We start from the raw sequence: 20,173 nt of genomic DNA on the forward strand, positions 1-20,173 counted from the left end.
TGTGCCCAGATTCCTAGCTGCCAAGCCAGATGCAGCGCTGATCCGGCTGCCGTGGAACACGCCACTGGAGGCGTGGCCGACGCAGCACTTGGTGGCGCTGCCCCGAGGCATCTCCAGGCACGTGGTTCGTTTCATCCAGGTGGGTGACGAGATCCTCGCGGCCAAGGAGATCCTGGAGGAGGTGGCGGTACATGAGTACCGTCAGTTGACCGAACTAAGACGCTTGGGCGTGCCGTCCGTTGAACCCGTAGGGGTGGTTCTCGGACGACAGACCAACGACCACGACCCTTTGGACCCGATTCTGCTGACCCGGCACCTGCCGTTCTCCCTTCCCTACCGGGCGCTGTTCTACTCGGGTGTGAAACTCGACACCGTGAACCGGCTGCTGGACGCCATGGTGGCGTTGTTCGCCCGGCTACACCTGACCGGTTTCTACTGGGGCGACGTGTCCCTGTCGAACATTCTGTTCCGGCGCGACGCCGGCGAGTTCGCCGCCTACCTCGTGGACGCCGAGACCGGTGAAGTGCATCCCACCCTGACCGCCGGGCAGCGTGCCCACGACCTGGACATCGCTCGCACGAATCTGTTTGGCGAGTTCTGCGACCTGGAGGCCGGCGGAATGCTGGATCCCTCGCTGGATCCGCAGTGGCTGGTAGACACCATCGAGGAGCGTTACCAGAGCCTGTGGGCAGAGCTGACGGGGGTTGAGGAGTTCAGCGACTCCGAGATATACCGGCTCGAAGGCCGGGTGCGTCGCCTCAACGCGCTGGGCTTCGACGTCGCGGAAATCGACGTGCAGACCTCCCCGGACGGTCGCACCATCCGCATGCAACCGAAAGTGGTTGAAGCCGGGCACCACGCGCGGCGCCTGATGCGCCTGACCGGGCTGGACGCGGAGGAGCATCAGGCACGCAGGTTACTCAACGACATGGACACCTTCCGGGCGAAGCTCCCCGGAAACATGAGCGAATCGGTGATGGCCCACAAGTGGCTGACAGAGGTTTTCGAACCCGCTGTCAGCCGCATCCCGTCCCATCTGGAGGGCAAACGTGAGCCGGCACAGTTCTTCCACGAGCTGTTGGACTACCGCTGGTACCAGTCGCAACGAGAGAACCGGGAGGTCTCCATCGAGGAAGCCGCTGCCGGATACATCTCGGATGTGCTGGCCACGCTGCCAGACGAGCACATGAGCAATGTTGAGCCCGTCGGACAGGAACTGGTCAACAAGTACGACCCGTCCCAGGGATTCGTGGACGACCAGTACGAGAAGCCCTACGACCCGTGGGAGGACGGCGCCAACGACCCGGCCATCCCCGTCACCTTCGGTTTCGACATTGACGCCCTGCGCGCCAAGGCGGCTCGGGATTCCTGACCGTCCCCGTTACTGGCGGGCTGCATCAGCAATTCACCGTGCTTCCCGCGAGGCATGAAGCCTCTCGATGATGCCGTGGTGCAGCCTGCCGGTCTCGATGACGGGAAGGGCGAGGGCTTCGACGTACCGCTTGGGACGCCGGGTCCAGTGCTCACCTTCGATCGGGATGGTGATCGCCTGCAAAGCCCACTGGCCGAGTCTGATCAACGGATTGGTGGATCCAACATGGTCCGCGAGCAGCAGCGATCCCCCCGGTCTCAACACCCTGACCATGTCTTTCACTCCGGCACGCGGATCGGGGAAACCACACAGTGAGAAGGTACACACCACGGCATCGAAGGATTCGTCCCCGAAAGGCAGCTGCGCCCCGTCGGCTTGCAGCAGCTCGACTTCACATCGGGCGGTGGCTGCGCGTCTTCTCGCCAGCTGCAGCATGCCCTCACTCAGGTCCACTCCAATCAGCTTCACCTCCGGTGAGTGGTGCGGCAGATTGAGTCCGCTCCCTACCGCAACCTCGAGGACCTCCCCCATCGCCCGTTCGCACACCCACCGGCGGCTCGGCACCAGATAACGCTCCTCCACCCGTGCCACCCGCTCGTCGTAACGAGTCGCGGTTCGGTCCCAGTAACGCCGCGCTCTTTCCGTTCGCATGGTTTCAGGGTCCCAGACGTCCCAGCGGAACGGCGGCCACCCCGTCCCGGCACCGACGACAGGTGTACTCACCGGCTATCAGAAACACAGGCATCTAGATCCGCGATCCGTTCAGGGACGATGTCACGGGACGGGCCCGCATCAGGTGCGACTCGACCTGCACTCGTCTGGTCTGGTAGCCGAGTGAGCGGAACTCCGGAAACCCGGAGGATTCGATCTTCCAGCACAGTCGGCAAGGCCCACATCGCAGGCGCCCGGTGTATTTTTCCGTCGTTCCAAGCTGTACCTATCAGGCGCCAGTCACTGTGTTTTTCTGCCCTCGAAGGATGGCGCGATTTCGGATCGTCCGCTGCCAAGCACCGGGCGGCACTAGACTTCACAAGGTGAATCTGCGCCTGTACAACACAGCCACCCGAGCCGTCGAGGATTTCGTTCCCCTGGTTCCCGGGAAGGTATCGATCTACCACTGCGGATTGACGGTGCAGGCCTCCCCTCATCTCGGGCACATTCGCAAAGAAGTGGTCTTCGACGTGCTGCGCCGCTGGTTGACCCATCAGGGGTTCGACGTCACCGTCGTCGCGAACGTCACCGACATCGACGACAAGATCCTCGCCAAGTCCGCGGAGGCCGGTATCGAGTGGTGGGCGCACGCCTACCGTTTCGAACGGGAACTGCACGACGCCTACTCCGCACTCGGATGCCTGCCACCCACCTATGAGCCGCGTGCCACCGGCCATATCCCCGAGATGATCGAGCTGGTGGCGGAACTGCTGGAACGCGGCCACGCCTACGTGGCCGACGACGGGTCCGGGGACGTCTACTTCGACGTGCGATCCTGGCAACGTTACGGAGAACTGTCGGGTCAGAAGATCGACGAAATGGCCGCCGCAGAGGACGCCGATCCGCGCGGCAAACGCGACCCCCGCGATTTCGCCCTCTGGAAGGGACACAAACCCGGGGAACCCGAGACCGCATCCTGGCCCACGCCTTGGGGCAGGGGACGCCCCGGCTGGCACTTGGAGTGCTCAGCCATGTCCGGGAAATACCTCGGCGACACCTTCGATATTCATGGTGGCGGCATCGACCTGCGTTTCCCGCACCACGAGAACGAACTGGCGCAGTCCGCCGGGGCCGGGCGAGGTTTCGCCCGCATATGGATGCACAACGCCTGGGTGACGATGGCGGGCGAGAAGATGAGCAAGTCGCTGGGCAACACCGCTCTGATCTCGGAGGTCACCAAAAACTTCGATCCGCGTGCCGTGCGGTTCTTCCTGCTAGCCCCTCACTACCGCAGCCAGATCGAATTCTCGCCCGCCGACGAGCAGGCACGGGGTTCCTTGGCTGAGGCGGAAAAGGGCATTGAGCGCATCGACTCCTTCCTGGCCTCCGCCGGCGAACGCGGTGTGACGCACGGCACAGTCGGTGGATCGTTCTGGGATGCGTTCGAGGCCGCAATGAACGACGATCTGGCCACCCCGACCGCGGTGGCCACGCTCTTCGAGGCCGTGCGAGCGGGGAACAAGGCCCTGGGTGACGGCGACCCGGCAGCCGCCGACCTGTACGCCACGGTCGCCGCAATGACCAGCATCCTGGGAATCAACCCCGGCGATACCCCGTGGATCACCACTGCCGGGGGCGACGATCTGACCCCCGTCGTGGACCGGCTGGTCTCCACACTGCTGGAGCAGCGTGCCGAGGCCAGGGCCGCCAAGGAGTGGGGACGTGCCGACGCCATCCGCGACACCCTTACCGAAGCAGGGTTGAGCATCACCGACACCCCGGATGGGGCCCGCTGGAGTTTGGAGAAGAAGTAGATGGCAGGCAACTCGAAACGCCCCGGGGCCAGGAGCCGCGGCAAGGGCAATACGGCTGGTTCGGGTGGGCGGATCCGACGCTCCCTGAGGGGGAAAGGCCCCACTCCGAAGGCAGAGGACCGCGTCTACCACAAGGCATACAAGGCCAAACAGGAGGCGCTGAAACGCCAGGGCAACCGTCCGAAGGCAAAAACCGGCCATGCCCCGGTGGGGGCGGACTGGGTGGTGGGCCGAAACCCAGTGCTGGAGGCCCTCACAGCCGGGCTGCCTGTAAAGCAGGCCTACGTCGCCGAAGGAGCCGAGCGCGACGACCGGCTCCGCGACATCCTCAAGTTCGCAGCCGAACACTCGATTCCGCTGCTGCAGGCGACCCGATCCGAACTGGACCGGGTGACTGGTGGTCTCGCCCACCAAGGGGTCGCCCTGCAACTTCCCGCCTTCGACTACACGGATGTCGAGGACATCTTCGATGCGGCCTTCGAGGTTCCCTCGCGAGGTCTCGTCGTGGCCCTCGACCAGGTGACGGATCCCCGTAATCTGGGCGCGATCATTCGGTCGGCAGCCGCCTTCGGCGCTCAGGGCGTGGTGATCCCGGCCCGCCGCTCGGCCTCCATGACGGCTGCTGCGTGGAAGACCTCCGCGGGAGCTGCGGCGCGCATTCCCGTCGCGAAGGTCACGAACCTGAATCAGATGCTGCGGCGCGCCTCCAGCGCGGGTTTCACCGTCGTTGGTCTGGCCGGCGAGGGTGACACCCCGCTGTCGGGTATCCCGGGGCTCGACGGCCCCGTCGTGGTGGTGGTCGGCTCCGAGGGGGAGGGCCTGGCGCGTCTGGTGCGGGAGAACTGCGACGCCCTGGTCTCGATTCCTATCACCTCCGCGGTGGAATCGCTCAACGCATCGGTGGCGGCCTCCATCGCGCTCTACGAGATCGGTCAGCAGCGGGTCTCGTAGGCCGAGACCTCACCGACTTTGGGACCGTAGCTGCTCGCCGGGTCGTGCCGCAGGTCGACCCAGATGTCCACCAGAGCACTCACCCGTTCGTCACCCGCCGACTTCTCCTTCAGCACGGCTCCTCGATGTGCAACAGGAGCGCGTCACGGACAAACTCGGCACCGGCCCGTCCCCCGAAGGCGTGTCGCATCGCGGGGTCCTGCACGTACATGCGGGCGAGCCCGCGGATCATGGCCGATGAGCGTTTCCGGTCGCCGGTGTGCGTCGGGGTTCCCGGGATCTCACCGAGCCAGGCCACGTGCTGGTCGACGAGCCGACGCGCCTCTGGGGAGTCCAGCGCGGCCCCGGCGCGTTGGGCGCGAACCCAGTCGGCGACGAGCCGTTCCGAACGCTTCTTCCAAGCCTGCTGCTGGGCGAGGGTCTTGCCGTGCCACCAGTCGTGGCCCGCCTGGTATACCTCGCGGCCCCAGCGCGCGACCACCTCTTCCTCATGGAGGTCGTTGAACCCGTCGAGCAACACGTCCGGTCTCGGCGCCCTCCCCTCACGGCGCGCCTCGAGAAGGTGTTCCACGGCCCGGATCTTTCGATCCAGGGCGTCCCGTTCCCGGTGCAGCCGCCGGATCTGTTCCTCGAGTGCCTCGTCCTCCTGGCCCTCCGTTTCGTCGTTCAGGAGCTTGGCGATGCCTGCCAACGACATTCCGGTCTCGCGGAGCAGCAGGATGCGTTGAAGTCGTGCGACGGCCCAAGCGTCGTAGAAACGCAGCCCGGAACCGGAGGTCCGGGTCGGGGTTAGGAGACCGATCTGATCGTAGTGACGCAGCGTCCGGGTCGAGATGCCGGCGCGTCTTGCCAGTTCCCCGGTTGGCCACTCCACCGCATGTCCCTCATTCCTCGAAGCGGTTCGTCACGTCCAAGGCTGCCACACCAGTCTCAGCGACGATTCTCCAGTCTGTTCGCACCGAGGCCGCGGCGGTGGTTCCGCACCGCTCCAGGTATGCGTCGACGATCCGGTTTCCTGCGGCGTATCCCGCTCCGGTCGGCAATCCCACCGGTGTGGCACCGAATCTCCTGGCGGAGGCATCGCCGAGCACCCAGGGAGTGAAATTCCACATTCCCGTGATCTCCATGCCGGAAATCACCTTCGCCACGGCGGCGTCATCTCCCAGGCACGGCACCGCGAAATGCGTGTAACCGCGCTGGCCGTGAAGTTCCCTGGCGAAGGCGTCGGCCAGCCCCTCGGCGACGATCTGCTCGCCGAGGGCAACCGCCATCGGATCCCACGCGATCCCGCCTTGTCCGTAGCGTACGTTGTGGTGGAACTCATGGGCGGCGATGGCTTCGAGCCGGTCGCACACCACGCGGTTCGGCCACAGCGTCAACTCGATGAATCCGGGAATCCCCCCGAACGCCGACAGCCCGTGGATCTCCCCCATGAAGTGGGTATCCGTCGGGTCCCCCAAGGTCACCAGCACGGTCAACTCCCCGGGGAGAACCAAGTCGGGATCGGTCGCGGTGAGCGCCCGGGCCGCCTGGTGGATCCCCGCCTCCACACGCTCCCGGACCCGCGCATCCTCCAGCTCTTCCAGCCCGGCGCGCAGCTGCTCATCGGCCCCTTCGACCGGAAAGCCGAAGGTTCCTTCGTGCATGGCAAAACGGTCCGGGCCTCCGGGAATGAACGGGTACATGCCGTCCATGGGGGATCGCATACGACGGATGAGGTCAGGGCGATCGGCGATGGGCGCATCCAGGATCTCCTGGGTCGCCGCCAACGATTCGAGCACGGTGATCTTCATGCACCCGAGATTTGCAGGTGACGCACCGTCAACCGCAAGTCGGCCCCACCAGGACTGTCCTCACATGGTGTTGCTCGGGTGTTCGACTAGATTCTCAGAACCTCGCGGCTCTAGCTGTACGAGGCCACAAATTCCGCACTTGGCTCAATGGGGCAGATGACGTCAACCGCAACGCCGTCAGGCCCCTCAATGATGAAATGCCGCTGTCCCCATGGCTCATCCCTCAGGGGCAGGACCGGTTCCAGACCCATTCCAATGACCTGCGCATGGAGAGTGTCCACATCATCCAGTTCGATGTTCAGCAACACACCCCAAGGCAGCCGGCCCCGATCCCGAGATGCAATTGAAGGCCGGGTCACACGCCTTCCTGGAGGCCATCACCGAGGCCGCCCCCGCTCGCATCCTGCTGATCGACGCCCCGGCAATCATGGGCTGGCAGGAATGGCGCAGCCTGGACGCCACGAACTCTCAGGAGCTTCTCGGCGAAGCCCTCACGGCGGCGGGAATCGAACAGCAGCAAGGCCACGCGATGACTGCTTTGCTCTCGGGAGCCATGAACGAAGCGGCTTTGTGGGTCATCCACCAAGGTTCCCCTGCCGCCGCTCTGGAAACCGCCCTGGAGGGTTTGGATCGCCTGCTCACGTCGCTCCTACGCTGACGGGCGGCAAAGCGCCCGATCGCGCGATGCCCCATGACCCCACGACCTACTCAGGGCGCCAATCACACCACACGAGCTTTTCCAGAACCCCTTGCAGGGGCATACCCCCAGAATGCTAGCTTAGGTATGCCTACCTTCTATCTGGAAGAGACATCATGTCAACGCAATCTTCTGTATCTGACGCCATTCCCGTGAATGCTCCGAGGTCCGTGTGGGATCTGGTCCGCAGTGCACGCGGCTCGATGTACCTGGGCTTCACCCTTGCTGCCCTGGGCGCGGTGTTCAAGGTGGTGCCCTACATGGCGATCGTCGAGATCACCCGTTCCCTACTGGCGGGGAACTCAGATCCCGCGCACCTGTGGGGGTGGGTGATCGCCGCGGTGGTGTGCATGGTGATCCATTCGCTCTCCTACACCTACGCGCTGGGCAACAACCACGCCGCGGAGGCGAGACTCCGCCACGAGCTCCGTCAGCGGCTCATCGGCAAACTGGGGGTTGTAAACCTCGGCTGGTTCTCGGCTCGGAGTTCAGGCCGCATCCGGCAGGCAGTCTCGAACGACACCGCCGACATCCACTCCCTGGTGGCACACCTGGCTGGCGACTTCGCCAATTCCCTCATCAGCCTGCTGGTCAGTCTCGGCTACCTGTTCTGGCTGGACTGGCGCTTCGCCGGTCTACTGATCGGCTGCTACCTGCTGATCGCGGTCGTGGTGTACGCGACCGGCATGAAGGGGCTCAGGAAGGTGTTCGATGACTATTCCGAGGCCGAACGGCAACTCTCGGACCGGACCGTGGAATTGGTGGACGGCATCAAGGAGGTCAAGAACTTCGGCATGACCGCGGATGTCTTCGGACGTTTCGACGAAGCTCAGAAGAAGTTCTCCAAGGTTTCCCTGACTTGGATGCGCAAGCAGAGCATCGGGTTGAGCCTGATCGCCTCGCTGCTGCGGCCCGGACCGGTGTTCGCCGCAACGATGGGACTGGGCCTAATGTTCACGTTCCACGGGTGGTTGTCCCCGGTGACGGTGGTGGCCTTTGCCCTGGTGTGGGTCGGGCTGCCCGAGGGGCTGCTGACCCTGATGGAGATGTCACAGAACCTGTACGCGGCAAAGCAGGCCGCGAACAGCACCCTGCACATCCTGCAGGCCCCGGAACTATCAGAACCGGACACCGAGGTTGCCCCGGAGGAGAACGCCCCCGCGGTGGAGTTCCGCGACGTCAGTTTCTCCTACAACCCCGGGGAGCCTGTCATCCAGGAGCTCTCTCTGACATGCCCGCCGGGCACGGTCACGGCGCTGGTCGGCCCCTCCGGTGGCGGAAAATCCACGTTAGCCAGGCTCATCGCACGTTTCTGGGACGTCGATTCCGGAACGGTGCTCGTCAACGGACGCAACGTGCGGGACCAGCCTTCGCAGGAACTGCTGTCATCAATGTCGCTGGTTTTCCAGGACGTCATGCTCAGCACCGACACCATCCGCGCGAACATCGCCCTCGGGAATGCGGATGCAACCGACCACGAGATCGAGGAAGCCGCCAAGGCCGCCTGTATGCACGATCGAATCATGCAGCTTCCTGACGGCTACGACACGATCATTGGTGAGGACGCCCATCTTTCTGGGGGTGAGGCGCAACGCCTGACGATCGCACGGGCCTTCCTGGCCGCGTCCCCCATCCTGATCCTCGACGAGGCGACAGCACAGGCCGACAGCCATTCCGAACGCCTGATCCAGCAGGCCATCAGCAACCTAGCTCAGAAACGCACGGTGATCGTGATCGCCCACCGGCTCTCCACGATCCAGGGTGTGGATCAGATAGCAGTGATCGACGCGGGCCGGCTCGTCGAGCTGGGAACCCATGATGAGCTGCTGACCCGGGACGGTCCCTACGCCCGGTTGTGGCGGAACCAGACCGATATCACCCATGCCCGTGAAGGATTCGAGGGAAAGGAACCGGCATGCTGAAGCAGTTCCGCCGCTATCTCGACAAACCAGGGGCCGTGAATGCACTGATCGCCGGTTACGCCGTCTCCGCGCTGCTGCAGGGCCTGGCCTTCGTGGTCCTGATCCCCTTCCTGCGGGCCTTCCTGGGCCCGGATCCGGCATCCGCCCTGTCGTGGTTGTGGGTTCTGATCGGTCTCGGTGCAGCCGCCTTCCTGGTGAACTGGATCAGCATGGTCGTGGCCATGCGCGTCAGCGTCATCGATGTCTGCGGCACCCTGATCTCGAAGATCGGGCGCCGGGTTTCGGCTCTCCCACTGGGTTGGTTCCGGGCCCGGAGCGCCGGGGACGTGGCAGCCGCGGTGTCGAGCGAGGTGGACATCCTCTCGCATCTGGCCTCCGTGGTGCTGCCCAACCTGGTCTCGGCGATCGTCATTCCCGGCACCGTCATGGTGGCCACCTTCTTCTTCGACTGGCGGCTGGCCCTGGTGATGGCGGTCAGCTTGCCCTTCACCTATGTGGTGTGGCGTTGGGGGCTACGCAGCATGAAACAGGAACACGCCCAAGAACCCATGCTCAGTTCGGCCAGCGCGGGAAGGCTGATCGAGTACGCCCAGCTCCAGCCCGTCCTCAGGGCCCGCGCTCTGGCTGGCATGCAGTGGTCTCCCATCCGGAGCACCCTGGAGGCGGAGAACCAGGGTGTTCACCGGCTGCTCAAGCTCCAGGGCCCACCCATGGGAGCCTTGCTGGTGATCACCCACGCCGTCTTCACCGGGGTTCTAGCCTTCGGGCTGGCCTTTTCCCTGAATGGATCGCTGGACCTAGCGACATTCGTGGCCGTCGTGGTCATGACCACCCGGCTCGTGACCCCCATGTCCCACGCGTTGTTGTACCAGGGGGAAATCCAGAAGTGCGAGATCTCACTGGAGGCCATCGGAAAGATCCTCGACACCCCCGTGATGCCCGAACCCGAGAAACCACAAGTTCCCGAGAACCACGACATCAGGTTCCAGAACATCGCCTTCGCCTACGACCCGAACACCCCCCTGTTCCAGAACCTCTCCCTCGAAGCACCACAGGATCGGATCACCGCGATCGTCGGGCCTTCTGGCTGTGGCAAATCGACGCTGACGAAACTAGTGGCGAGATTCTGGGACGTGTCCGCCGGGCGGGTCACCATCGGCGGGGTTGATGTCAAGGACATCGCCACGGAGCAGCTGATGTCGATGATCTCGATGGTCTTCCAGGACGTGTACCTGTTCAACACCACCATCCGCGAGAACATTCGCATCGCCAAACCCGGGGCCACCGATGAGGAGGTGGACGAGGCGATCCGCCGGTCCCGCCTGGAGGGCGCCTTGAAACGGCTGCCGCAGGGACTCGACACCCCTGTCGGCGAGGGCGGAATGCGCCTGTCGGGTGGTGAACGACAGCGCGTCTCGATCGCCCGCGCCTTCCTGAAGGACGCCCCGATCCTGCTGCTCGACGAGGTCACCTCGGCCTTGGATGCCGAGAACGAGGCGGTACTGACCGCGACCCTCGAGGAACTCTCTCGAGGCCGCACAGTGGTGGTGATCGCCCACCGGTTGAGCACCGTCATGAACGCCCATTCGGTGGCGGTGCTGAGCGGCCGCGAAACCGGTGAGGTCACCCGGGTCATACAGCAGGGATCCCCCAGCGAGCTGGCGAAAACCGAGGGACTGTTCGCGGAATTGCTCGAGGATTCCCGGGCCATCAGCAGTTGGCGGCTGGCCTGATGCGCGTCAAACAGCTGTCCGTCAGGTCTTCCCCTGGGGTTCGGCTCTCACGACCGCTCCCCGGGGACTAGATTGGGTTCCACCACCAATTCTCCAGAGGAGTAGATGTGACTGATGCAACGGCGCTTTCAGGCGCTTACAAGACCCTGCTGGATGTGATCGGGAAAGTCGAGCCCCGGATCAGCCAAGCGATTCGCGGCGAGCTGACCGACCAGCGCGCTTCCCTGAAACTGATCGCCTCCGAAAACTACGCCAGCCTGCCGGTGCTCGCGACGATGGGCACCTGGCTGAGCGACAAGTATGCGGAGGGCACCATCGGCCACCGGTTCTACGCGGGCTGCCAGAACGTTGACATGGTGGAGTCCGTGGCCGCCGAGCACGCGCGTGAGCTGTTCGGCGCCGAATACGCCTACGCACAACCCCATTCCGGGATCGACGCAAACCTGACCGCCTACTGGGCAATCCTGGCGCACCACATCGAGACCCCGGCGCTGGCGGAGTTCGGTTCGAAGAACGTCTCCGAGCTGTCCGAGGCCGACTGGGAGACGCTGCGGGCACGGTTCGGCAGCCAGCGGCTGCTGGGCATGAGCCTGGATGCGGGCGGGCACCTGACCCACGGGTTCCGACCGAACGTGTCGGGAAAAATGTTCCACCAACGCTCCTACGGCACGAACCCCGAAACCGGGCTGCTGGACTACGATGCGCTCGCTGCACAGGCCGCCGAGTTCAAACCGCTGGTGATCGTCGCCGGCTACTCCGCCTACCCGCGTCGCATCGATTTCGCGAAGATGCGGGAGATCGCCGATTCCGTCGGCGCGGTGCTGATGGTCGACATGGCCCACTTCGCCGGCCTTGTGGCGGGCAAGGTGTTCACGGGCAACGAGAATCCGGTGCCGTTCGCCCAGGTGGTGACCACCACCACCCACAAGTCGCTGCGCGGCCCGCGCGGCGGCCTGGTGTTGGCGACCAAGGATTACGCGGGTGACGTCGACCGCGGCTGCCCGATGGTGCTGGGCGGTCCCCTGTCAAACATCATGGCTGCCAAGGCCGTCGCCCTGGCGGAGGCCCGCACCGAGGCATTCCGGGACTACGCGCACCGGGTGGTCGACAACGCCCGCGCCCTCGCCGAAGGGCTGCTGAAACGCGGCGGCACCCTGGTGACCGGAGGCACCGACAACCACATCGTGCTGCTGGACGTCTCCTCCTTCGGCCTGACCGGGCGGCAGGCGGAGTCGGCGCTGCTGGATTCCGGCATCGTCACCAACCGCAACTCGGTGCCCAACGACCCCAACGGCGCCTGGTACACCTCGGGCATCAGGCTCGGCACCCCGGCCCTGACATCGCGAGGCTTCACCACGTCCGACATGGACGAGGTCGCGGCCATGATCACCGACGTGCTGAAGAAGACCACACCGATCACCACGAAGGACGGCAAACCGGGCAAAGCGAAGTACGAGCTGACCCCGGAGGTCGCGGAGGGATCGAAGGATCGCGCGGCGAAGCTCCTGGATCTGCATCCGCTCTACCCGGATTTCGAGATCTGAGAGAGGTACCCTCTCGAATCCGGTTGAGCCGATCCACAAGCACCAGCGAACAGTTCAGCTCAACCGGATTCGAGTTCCACAGAAACTCCGTAGAGGTCAGGGCCGGACCCGGAGTCCCCGGTGGCGTTTGATGGCGGCCAGGATCTCGTGGCGGCGAGGGCGGGCGAGGTGCCCGGGATGACCGCGGTGGGGTGAGAGCCAGTCGAGGCCCTTCTCATCGAGACGGTGCAGCAGTTCGTCGATCCGCTCGGACATGCCAGCCCGGTCGTCGACAAGGTCACCGATGCGGTCCAGCGCGTAGGCGATGGCCTGCGTCTGCGCGACATCGACCAGCTGCGGTACCGCAGCGAGGTCGATGTCGTCGCGACCGTACTGGATCCTGGTGCGGCTCCGCGCCTTGGCGGGTTTACCAGTGCCAGATGGCGGCAAGGACACGCCCCCGAGCCGTCCCGCCCGCATGCCGGTGAAGACCTCCGTCATCTCGGCGGACGACGTGGCGGTCGCGATGTCGTGTGCCCTTTCGGTGACGTCCACGGGCGCGTAGCGGTTGATGGCGATAACGTGGTCGGCGACCTCGAAGAACGCCCCGGAACCCCCGGCGACGAGGATCGTCGATATCCCGAGCTCTCCGTACAGGGGCCGGATGCGGTCCACGAACGGGGTGATGGGTTCCTGGGCAGCGGGGATGAGGGCGCGCATGCGTTCGTCGCGGATCATGAAGTTCGTGGCCGAGGTGTCCTCGTCGATCAGCAGCGTCGACGCTCCGGCCTCGATGGCCTCGACGAGGTTGGCTGCCTGGGATGTGGAGCCACTGGCGTTGGTCGTGCTGAAACAGCGCGTGTCAGCGCCGGAGGGCAAGTTGGTGATGAACGAGGAGATGTCCACGCCGGTGACCGCCCGGCCGTCCTCCGCGCGGATGGTGACCGCGTCCGGGCGGGTGATGACCCATTCGCGGCCGTCACCACCGATGTGGGGATAAACGCCTCGTTCGATCGCGCGCAGCAGTGTCGATTTCCCGTGATATCCGCCACCGACGATCACAGTCACACCCTCAGGGATGCCTATGCCGGTGACCCGGCGACCGCTGGGCAGGTCGAAGGCGACCCGCAGATTTTCCGGACTCTCGAAGGGAACGACCGCATCGCCGGTGAGGGGCAGGTCGGAATCGCCGGAGCGGCGGGGCAGGATTGCGCCGTCACCCACGAATGCGACCAGCCCGCGCCCCGGCAGGAGTCCGCGGAGGTGTTCCTGGTCGCGCAGCAGGGCGACGTGTTCGCGCAGGGCACGCCGGTCGAGGTTCCGGTGCAGCAGGGAAGCCTCGGCGACCCGCGGCAGGAGATCAGTCAGGAGCCTGGCCGCCTGGTGTCCGCGGACCCTGCGCCCGGATGCGGGCAGGCCGACGTCGATGCGGGCCTCGACCCGGTCCGCCAGGATGGCGACGCTGGTGCGTTCCAGCACCTCCTGGCCGGGCCGGCCGATACCCACGAACCCGCCGTTTCCCGTCCCCTCCGGCCTCGGAACCATCCGATGTGCGGCGTCCTCGAACCGGCGCGTGAGGAAGTCGGAGACCGCGATTCTGCCCGCGGCGTCGTCGGTCAGGTCGAATGGCAGATCCGCGACCTCCCGGTCGACGATGATGCGCATCCGCGACGGCGGGGCGTAGGGGTCGACCTGCACGTGGTCGACGACGAGCCGGACGGTACCGATCCGGTAGCTGCCGGCCAGTTGCTTGTACGAGGCGTACCCTCGCCCGTCGAGTTGGGTGAGGACGTGCCTCAGGGTTTCTGCATCACGCATGAACGTCCTTCATTCAGTGGTCCTCGCCAGCCCAGTGGGCAGGCGAACAAGAGCGACGCCACCGAGAACCGCGAACACCAGGGCGGTGATCGCCATCGCGGTGGTGAACCCGGTCTGTTGCACACCGAACCCCGTCAGCAGCGAACCGATGGTCAGGCCAACAGCATAAGCGAGGTTGTACAGCGCGAGCGAACCCCGAGGGTCGGCAGCTCCGATCGAAATCCCTGCTCGCTGATCAGAGTAGTGGCCGGGGCGAGCAGCATCGCCGAGGACAGGCCGAGAAGCCCCATACCGATTCCGATCTGCCACAGCTCGACCGACCAGCCGATGACCAGCAGGGCCGCGGCGACCGCAACGATACCGGCACCGACCAGCAACCGGGGTATCGTCGAGGTCATGAGGTGCCCGACAATCGGGTTGGCGATGATGCCGGCCAGCGCGGCGATCCCGAACAGCACACCTATGATGGTGCTTGCGGAGGACTGTTCACCGATGCGACCGGGCAGGACCGGTTGCACCGACGCTGAACCGTCAAAGCTCCGCGATTCGTGCGCGGGCGGAGAGATTTCGCCCGAGACGTGAGCGAAAATCTGTGACGCGGCCCCGGTCACGCCGCGAGAGGGCTATCTGCTGGTGAAAACCGGGATGATGCCGTCAAAGCTCAGTTGAACCCCCAGCCCGTGGGCGACGATCGTCGCGATTCCCGCTAGGACGGCCAGCAGCACCACGGCGAAGCACACCGCTGCGGTCGCTTTTCCCACCAGGGTTGGTTTCCTGCTGGGATCACCTCCAGTGCCCATCGATAGGGAACGCACTCCCAGAGCGAACAGCGTCGGCAGCCCCGCCCCCAGGAGCAACCCGGCAAGCAGGACGTGCCAGGTGCCCTCGAAAGCAAGCCAGAGGATTTTCATGCGCAGCTACCCTCAGGCTGTTCGATCTCAATCAGATCCGCCACCTCGGTGGCGGCTGCCAACGGGCGCGGAGCGGTGACATTCTCCACCCAGTCGTCGTTGACGTTGCTATGGTCGATGGCGGACTTCCTGGAGTGCAGGTACATCCACGATGCCGCTGCCAGCAGGATCGCGGTTATCACCAGAGCCCCGAATAGCCCACCGAGCAGGTGCCCGATCAGCCACATGAGCGCCCCCGCGAGCGCGGCGGCAGGCAGGGTGATTGCCCACGACATCAGCATCCTCCCGGCCACGCGCCAGTTCACCTTGGCACCGGAGCGCCCGAGGCCACTTCCCAGGATTGAACCGGTGGCCACGTGCGTGGTGGACAGGGCGAAACCCATGTGGCTGGAAGCCAGGATCACTGCCGCCGACGACGCATCAGCGGCCATGCCCTGGGGAGAGCTGATCTCGACAAGCCCTTTGCCCAGGGTGCGGATGATTCGCCATCCCCCGAGGTAGGTTCCCAGCGCGATGGCGAGGGCACAGGCCACCTTCACCCAGAACGGCACCGCGTGCAGCTGCGTCCAGCTTCCGGTGGCGATCAGGGCCAAGGTGATGACCCCCATGGTTTTCTGGGCGTCGTTGGTGCCGTGGGCCAGTGAGATCAACGAGGCCGATCCGACCTGTCCCCATCTGAAACCCCGTTCCCGGCGTTTCTCGTCCATCCCACGGGTGATCGCGAACACCAGCCAGGTGCCCACCCCCGAGACGATGATCGCCACGACCGGCGAGACGAGGGCAGGCAGGATCACTTTCCCGACCACTCCGTCGAGTCTGGTCCCGTCACCGACCCAGTTGACCCCACCAAACCCCAGGCCCGCGATGGTCGCGCCGACGAGGCCGCCGAACAGGGCGTGGGACGAACTCGACGGCAGGCTCCACAACCAGGTCAAGAGGTTCCACAAGATGGCACCCACCAGACCCGACAACACAATCAGCAGCAGCCCCTCACCACCGTCTCCGAGCAGTTCGGGGCGTGGCGCCCCCACATCGTCCTGGAGGTTCACCACCGCGTTGGTGACTGTGAGCGCCACTTCCACAGAGAGGAAGGCGCCCACGAGGTTCAGCAGCGCTGAGAGCATCACGGCGGTTTTGGGTTTCAGCGCGCCTGTGGCGATGGAGGTTGCCATGGCGTTGCCGGTGTCGTGAAAGCCATTGGTGAAATCGAAGACCAAGGCTGTGGCGATCACCAGCAGCAGCACGACTAACAGTTCTAGCGGCACGGCACTAGTTTGCAGCGTTCGGGCTCAAAACACGCAATTGATCTCACGGCTGGCCAGTCGTGTCCGATAATCAGCGTCCCGACGCCTTGGATGCGGGGAAGGTTTCCCGCATCACTGCCTGTCAGAACCACATCTTCCATATCCATCCTGCTGCACGACAGTGAAGTGTCGATCCCGCGATGGTCGTTCGAGTTCGTCCACTACGGCAACTGCCAGGTCCTCAGCACTGATTCGGGAGATCCCCGTGGAGTCAACGAGCAGCTCGGTCGTCCCACGCCTGTATGCGCCGGTGCGAGTCCCGGGTTCGAGAACGGACGGCGGGCTGAGGTATATCCAATGTTGTCGCGTGTATCCCCTGCACACCTCGAGTTGATTCACGCTCGCCCCGGCAACAGTTCGCCACGCCTCAGGGACATACCGTGGGTCGTCCCGCACCAGAAGACCGGGCTCATCAGGCGAGAACAACGCCCCGGCACCACCCACGATGAGCAGGCGGGTGCCGCTGCGACCCATCGCGTCCAGGACCTTCTCGGTGATAGACACAATGGCTTCCTCCTCCCCTGCCGGAGGTCGAACCGCTAGCACGGCGGCCTCGGCATCGCAGATTGCAGCATCAAGCTGATCCGACGAGGTCATGTCGGCGCTCAGCGAGCTGACTCCCTGCGACGGGGATGCCACTCTCCGCGACACAGCCAAGACCTCGTGTCCGCGTGATACAGCTTCCCTTGTGACTCGTGAACCCACCATTCCGGTGGCCCCCAGAACAACCAGTTTCATCGCATTTCTCCTTTCAACGAAATATGACATAGTTCTCTCTCCGGCTCGGTGTGTCAGCTCTCTCACTCTCTGCATGACCACCGAGCTGACCCGCGAACATTGCAGCCAACGCCAGAGCAAAACCCACGAATTGGAGAAGGGTCGGCCGTTCACCGCCTATCGTCATACCCAAGACCGCAGCAACCATGGGGGAAAGCAACCCGAGCAGCGCAGTGGCAGTCACTGGCAGGGTCCCGATGCCGAAAAACCACAAGGAATAAGCCACCAGGCCACCAGCCAATCCGAGCCAGATATACCCCATCACGGCCCCAGAATCGATATGCGCCGGCACCCCCTCGATCAGTAGAGCAGGTATCAGGAGCAAGATCCCCCCTGAGCACAGCTGCCAACCAGCGAAACTGATCGGCCCAAAACCCGGAGGACGACCCCACCGCTTGGTGAGCACCACTCCGGTTCCCATGGCGAGAGCCCCACCAACACCTGCCAGGAAACCGACCAGATCAAATCCAGCCCCAGGGCCGAGCACCACGCATCCGACCCCAATCATCCCAATAGCTCCCCACACCAATCGCCACCCGGACAGTTGTTCCTGCAACAGAGCAACGGCCAGAAAAGCCACGAAGACGGGCTGGCTCGCTCCCAGCGTGGCCGCGACTCCCCCGGGCAACCTCTCCGCCGAGAGAAACAGCAACGGAAAGAAGACTCCTATGTTCAACGTTCCCAGAACCGCGAACCGCCACCACCACTTTCCTCTCGGCAAAGAGCGTGCAACGAGGACCACGACCACACCGACAGGCAGGGAACGCATCAGTGCTGCAAACATCGGATGTCCTCCAGGCAACAATCCGGTTGTCACGATATAGGTGGTTCCCCACGCCACCGGAGCGAAGGCCGTCGCAAGAACACGACCGGCTCGCCCCACCCGCCACGTACTCATACCTTCACGATCCCTCAACACAATCAATAAATCCAAAACATATTTTTCATTGATTCCATCGTGATGCACGATAGATGAGTGGAACTCCAACAGATGCGCTACGTACTTGCCGTAGCTGAAACCCTCAACTTCACCCGGGCAGCGCAGCGGTGTCATGTAGCCCAGTCGGCACTGAGCCATCAGATTAGGAACGTCGAACGCGAGCTGGGGGTGAGCCTGTTCGCCAGAACCAGTAGGCGAGTCGAACTCACGCCTGCCGGGCTGGCCTTCCTACCTGCCGCACGCGCATGCCTGGAAGCCGCGGACCGTGCCATGGCTGACGCCATCGCGACGACCGGCGAAATCAGTGGAACAGTCACCCTGGGTCTGATCCCCACTGTCACTGCACTGGACATTCCCAGTTGCTTGCAGCGGTTCCACCTGACCCATCCGGCAGTCAGAATCATCCTCCGGAGCGGCGGCAGCGACGAGCTGGCATCTGCCCTGCACCGAGGCATCGTCGACATGGCAATTCTCGGTCTTGCCGAATCGGTCGTCCCCCATAAACTCAAGACACTTGAACTCAGCAGGGAAAAACTCGTCGCCGTCATACCCGTTAAACATCACCTGGCAGCCCACAAGGAACTGACGCTCAAGGAACTCGCCGCCGAGACCTTCGTCGACTTTCCCGAGGAAACCCCGGGACGCGTACAAAGTGATCTGGCATTCAGCGCAGCAGGACTCGTCCGTGAGGTCATGTTCGAGGTGATGTCCACCGAGTTCGCCCTGTCCCTTGTCAGTCACGGACTCGCGGTGGCTCTACTTCCTTCGGGTTGTCTGACTGCTGATCCCCATTGGACAACCATCCCCGTGTCGGATGGCCCCACCAGAGTGCAGTATCTTGCATGGAATGACTTCAACCCGACCGCTGCGGCACACTCCCTGCTGAACGAGCTGCGGGCCTCAGCAGCCACGAAGTGACTCAACGGCCCGCACAGTTGCACAGCCTTTAATCCGAAAATGGTATATTTCAGTCCATTCTTCCTGTCGCGTGCTGCGCAACTATCCAAGTGTAATTTCGGACCACGCTCCAGCCTCCATTCGGCTCATCCCTGCAGGTCATCCTTCAACGTCCGCAACACTTCCAGCTCCCGGTCGATGTCACGACGTTTTGCCTCCAGTCTTACGATCTCCTGAACAATGAGCTCGTCCATCACGCCGGTTCGTTGTTCCGGTTTGGCCTCCAGACAGGGAAGGAGTTCAACCATCGTCGCACTACTCAGGCCCGCGGCCAGCAGGTGCTGGATCGTGATCACCCGCTCGACCATCAGTTCCTCGAAGTCACGCCAGCCACCAGCGGTGCGCCGCGCACGGATCAGGCCCTGCTGCTCGTAGTACCGCAGAGAACGGACGCTGACTCCCGTTGCCTCCGCGAGTTCTCCGATCCGCATCTCCACCTCCCGCCCGGGTCCATGACATCAGCCTTGCACCTGACACTGACGTCAGGTTCCACCCTTTCAGAACCCACCCCTCTCGCGGCCCACATCCAAGGAGGTCTCCGTGCAGCAGATTCATGTCCTGTTCAATTACGCGTACCGGTTCTGCCTGATCACCGACGACGGAATCGCTCCATTCACCATGTACCAGCCCCAGCAAGAGCTACCGGCTCCCGGCGTCTGAGAGGAAGGCCAATGTCCTGGATTCATCTGTTCATCGCTGTCATCTTCGAAATCGCGGTCGCTATAGCCGCCAGCCGCGCCAATGGGTTCACGCACCGTGGTTGGACGGCCGCCACGCTGCTGGCTGGCGGTCTAGCCACCTTCTTCCTGAGTCAAGCCCTGCTCAACTTCGACGTCGGAGTCGGGTATGCCTTGTGGACTTCCTTGGCGGGGGTGGGCATCACCCTATTCGGCGCTCTGCTGTTCAAACAGCACATCACGTGGGCCAAGGGCATCGGCATCACCTTGGTGATCACAGGAGTGATCGGGCTCCAGCTCAGTGGATCGCTGTAACCACCACACCTGAAAGGA

The 20,173-nt window shown here is 64.0% G+C and carries 21 protein-coding genes; 9 read left to right on the forward strand and 12 right to left on the reverse strand.

Annotated elements, in window-relative coordinates; genetic code table 11:
* Position 1: 1 nt before the first annotated feature.
* Positions 2-1,372: a DUF4032 domain-containing protein gene (locus V7R84_RS06175; RefSeq protein ID WP_338573161.1), complete on the forward strand. Its 1,371-nt coding sequence runs from the start codon at positions 2-4 to the stop codon at positions 1,370-1,372.
* A gap of 33 nt (positions 1,373-1,405) precedes the next feature.
* Here V7R84_RS06175 and V7R84_RS06180 read toward each other — a convergent pair whose 3' ends face one another.
* Positions 1,406-2,023, reverse strand: coding sequence for a class I SAM-dependent methyltransferase (locus V7R84_RS06180; protein WP_338573164.1), 618 nt, complete (start codon positions 2,021-2,023; stop codon positions 1,406-1,408).
* 326 nt (positions 2,024-2,349) lie between these two features.
* On the opposite strand from V7R84_RS06180, the gene cysS reads away from it, so the two are divergent.
* Positions 2,350-3,837, forward strand: a complete 1,488-nt coding sequence (gene cysS, locus V7R84_RS06185; RefSeq protein WP_412728093.1) for a cysteine--tRNA ligase — start codon at positions 2,350-2,352, stop codon at positions 3,835-3,837.
* Positions 3,838-4,788: a 23S rRNA (guanosine(2251)-2'-O)-methyltransferase RlmB gene (gene rlmB / locus V7R84_RS06190; RefSeq protein WP_338573168.1), complete on the forward strand. Its 951-nt coding sequence runs from the start codon at positions 3,838-3,840 to the stop codon at positions 4,786-4,788. It begins immediately after the preceding gene.
* Here the strand turns inward: rlmB and V7R84_RS06195 are convergent.
* From V7R84_RS06195 to V7R84_RS15445, 4 genes are all read right to left on the reverse strand, one after another.
* Entirely contained in the window at positions 4,770-4,904 is a 135-nt protein-coding gene (locus tag V7R84_RS06195) for a hypothetical protein (RefSeq protein WP_338573171.1), read from the reverse strand. The two genes, rlmB and V7R84_RS06195, sit on opposite strands and share 19 nt — an antisense overlap.
* Positions 4,898-5,662: a MerR family transcriptional regulator gene (locus V7R84_RS06200; protein WP_338573174.1), complete on the reverse strand. Its 765-nt coding sequence runs from the start codon at positions 5,660-5,662 to the stop codon at positions 4,898-4,900. Before V7R84_RS06200 ends, V7R84_RS06195 begins: the two co-directional genes overlap by 7 nt.
* A gap of 10 nt (positions 5,663-5,672) precedes the next feature.
* A complete protein-coding gene (locus V7R84_RS06205) occupies positions 5,673-6,581 on the reverse strand; it encodes a DUF2268 domain-containing protein (RefSeq protein ID WP_338573175.1) in 909 nt (302 codons plus the stop codon).
* A 110-nt stretch (positions 6,582-6,691) separates the two neighbouring features.
* Positions 6,692-6,940 (reverse strand): VOC family protein, encoded by a 249-nt coding sequence (locus tag V7R84_RS15445; RefSeq protein ID WP_412728094.1) that lies wholly within the window; start codon positions 6,938-6,940, stop codon positions 6,692-6,694.
* Between V7R84_RS15445 and V7R84_RS06210 the strand changes: the two genes are divergently transcribed.
* The 4 genes from V7R84_RS06210 (at position 6,919) to V7R84_RS06225 (ending at position 12,477) form a co-directional block, all read left to right on the forward strand.
* The gene (locus tag V7R84_RS06210; protein WP_338573178.1) at positions 6,919-7,239 is read left to right on the forward strand and encodes a hypothetical protein; all 321 of its coding nucleotides are present in this window, start codon (positions 6,919-6,921) and stop codon (positions 7,237-7,239) included. The two genes, V7R84_RS15445 and V7R84_RS06210, sit on opposite strands and share 22 nt — an antisense overlap.
* Positions 7,240-7,394: 155 nt before the next feature.
* Positions 7,395-9,200 carry an ABC transporter ATP-binding protein gene (locus V7R84_RS06215; protein WP_338573181.1) on the forward strand — a complete coding sequence of 602 codons (1,806 nt, stop codon included), beginning with the start codon at positions 7,395-7,397 and terminating at the stop codon, positions 9,198-9,200.
* Positions 9,194-10,933, forward strand: a complete 1,740-nt coding sequence (locus V7R84_RS06220; protein WP_338573184.1) for an ABC transporter ATP-binding protein — start codon at positions 9,194-9,196, stop codon at positions 10,931-10,933. Before V7R84_RS06215 ends, V7R84_RS06220 begins: the two co-directional genes overlap by 7 nt.
* 107 nt (positions 10,934-11,040) lie before the next feature.
* Complete coding sequence (locus tag V7R84_RS06225; protein ID WP_338573186.1) at positions 11,041-12,477, forward strand: glycine hydroxymethyltransferase; 1,437 nt, start codon at positions 11,041-11,043, stop codon at positions 12,475-12,477.
* Between the two features lie 96 nt (positions 12,478-12,573).
* Here V7R84_RS06225 and V7R84_RS06230 read toward each other — a convergent pair whose 3' ends face one another.
* The 6 genes from V7R84_RS06230 to V7R84_RS06255 all read right to left on the reverse strand — a co-directional run bounded on the left by V7R84_RS06230 (position 12,574) and on the right by V7R84_RS06255 (position 18,164).
* Positions 12,574-14,274 (reverse strand): ABC-ATPase domain-containing protein, encoded by a 1,701-nt coding sequence (locus V7R84_RS06230; protein WP_338573187.1) that lies wholly within the window; start codon positions 14,272-14,274, stop codon positions 12,574-12,576.
* A 152-nt stretch (positions 14,275-14,426) separates the two neighbouring features.
* Positions 14,427-14,792 (reverse strand): hypothetical protein, encoded by a 366-nt coding sequence (locus V7R84_RS06235; RefSeq protein ID WP_338573188.1) that lies wholly within the window; start codon positions 14,790-14,792, stop codon positions 14,427-14,429.
* Positions 14,793-14,897: 105 nt separating this feature from the next.
* Positions 14,898-15,185: a hypothetical protein gene (locus V7R84_RS06240; RefSeq protein ID WP_338573189.1), complete on the reverse strand. Its 288-nt coding sequence runs from the start codon at positions 15,183-15,185 to the stop codon at positions 14,898-14,900.
* Positions 15,182-16,450, reverse strand: coding sequence for an inorganic phosphate transporter (locus tag V7R84_RS06245; protein WP_338573191.1), 1,269 nt, complete (start codon positions 16,448-16,450; stop codon positions 15,182-15,184). The genes V7R84_RS06240 and V7R84_RS06245 overlap by 4 nt, the downstream gene beginning before the upstream one ends.
* Before the next feature lie 111 nt (positions 16,451-16,561).
* Positions 16,562-17,227, reverse strand: a complete 666-nt coding sequence (locus tag V7R84_RS06250) for an NAD(P)-dependent oxidoreductase (protein WP_338573193.1) — start codon at positions 17,225-17,227, stop codon at positions 16,562-16,564.
* 13 nt (positions 17,228-17,240) lie between these two features.
* Positions 17,241-18,164 (reverse strand): EamA family transporter, encoded by a 924-nt coding sequence (locus V7R84_RS06255; RefSeq protein ID WP_338573196.1) that lies wholly within the window; start codon positions 18,162-18,164, stop codon positions 17,241-17,243.
* 78 nt (positions 18,165-18,242) lie between these two features.
* Between V7R84_RS06255 and V7R84_RS06260 the strand changes: the two genes are divergently transcribed.
* Positions 18,243-19,124: a LysR family transcriptional regulator gene (locus V7R84_RS06260; protein ID WP_338573198.1), complete on the forward strand. Its 882-nt coding sequence runs from the start codon at positions 18,243-18,245 to the stop codon at positions 19,122-19,124.
* Positions 19,125-19,249: 125 nt separating this feature from the next.
* On the opposite strand, the gene V7R84_RS06265 is transcribed toward V7R84_RS06260, so the two are convergent.
* Positions 19,250-19,594 (reverse strand): MerR family transcriptional regulator, encoded by a 345-nt coding sequence (locus V7R84_RS06265; RefSeq protein ID WP_338573199.1) that lies wholly within the window; start codon positions 19,592-19,594, stop codon positions 19,250-19,252.
* A 240-nt stretch (positions 19,595-19,834) separates the two neighbouring features.
* On the opposite strand from V7R84_RS06265, the gene V7R84_RS06270 reads away from it, so the two are divergent.
* The gene (locus V7R84_RS06270) at positions 19,835-20,155 is read left to right on the forward strand and encodes a multidrug efflux SMR transporter (RefSeq protein ID WP_338573201.1); all 321 of its coding nucleotides are present in this window, start codon (positions 19,835-19,837) and stop codon (positions 20,153-20,155) included.
* Positions 20,156-20,173 lie beyond the last annotated feature (18 nt).

It is taken from the genome of Arachnia propionica, from assembly GCF_037055325.1.
GTDB lineage: Bacteria > Actinomycetota > Actinomycetes > Propionibacteriales > Propionibacteriaceae > Arachnia.

Bases quoted from the DNA above. Each gene is read 5' to 3' on its own strand.
- V7R84_RS06180 (WP_338573164.1), bottom strand. From the start codon at position 2,023: ATGCGAACGGAAAGAGCGCGGCGTTACTGGGACCGAACCGCGACTCGT.
- cysS (WP_412728093.1), top strand. From the start codon at position 2,350: ATGGCGCGATTTCGGATCGTCCGCTGCCAAGCACCGGGCGGCACTAGA.
- rlmB (WP_338573168.1), top strand. From the start codon at position 3,838: ATGGCAGGCAACTCGAAACGCCCCGGGGCCAGGAGCCGCGGCAAGGGC.
- V7R84_RS06205 (WP_338573175.1), bottom strand. From the start codon at position 6,581: ATGAAGATCACCGTGCTCGAATCGTTGGCGGCGACCCAGGAGATCCTG.
- V7R84_RS06210 (WP_338573178.1), top strand. From the start codon at position 6,919: ATGCAATTGAAGGCCGGGTCACACGCCTTCCTGGAGGCCATCACCGAG.
- V7R84_RS06215 (WP_338573181.1), top strand. From the start codon at position 7,395: ATGTCAACGCAATCTTCTGTATCTGACGCCATTCCCGTGAATGCTCCG.
- V7R84_RS06220 (WP_338573184.1), top strand. From the start codon at position 9,194: ATGCTGAAGCAGTTCCGCCGCTATCTCGACAAACCAGGGGCCGTGAAT.
- V7R84_RS06230 (WP_338573187.1), bottom strand. From the start codon at position 14,274: ATGCGTGATGCAGAAACCCTGAGGCACGTCCTCACCCAACTCGACGGG.
- V7R84_RS06240 (WP_338573189.1), bottom strand. From the start codon at position 15,185: ATGAAAATCCTCTGGCTTGCTTTCGAGGGCACCTGGCACGTCCTGCTT.
- V7R84_RS06250 (WP_338573193.1), bottom strand. From the start codon at position 17,227: ATGAAACTGGTTGTTCTGGGGGCCACCGGAATGGTGGGTTCACGAGTC.
- V7R84_RS06255 (WP_338573196.1), bottom strand. From the start codon at position 18,164: ATGAGTACGTGGCGGGTGGGGCGAGCCGGTCGTGTTCTTGCGACGGCC.
- V7R84_RS06265 (WP_338573199.1), bottom strand. From the start codon at position 19,594: ATGCGGATCGGAGAACTCGCGGAGGCAACGGGAGTCAGCGTCCGTTCT.
- V7R84_RS06270 (WP_338573201.1), top strand. From the start codon at position 19,835: ATGTCCTGGATTCATCTGTTCATCGCTGTCATCTTCGAAATCGCGGTC.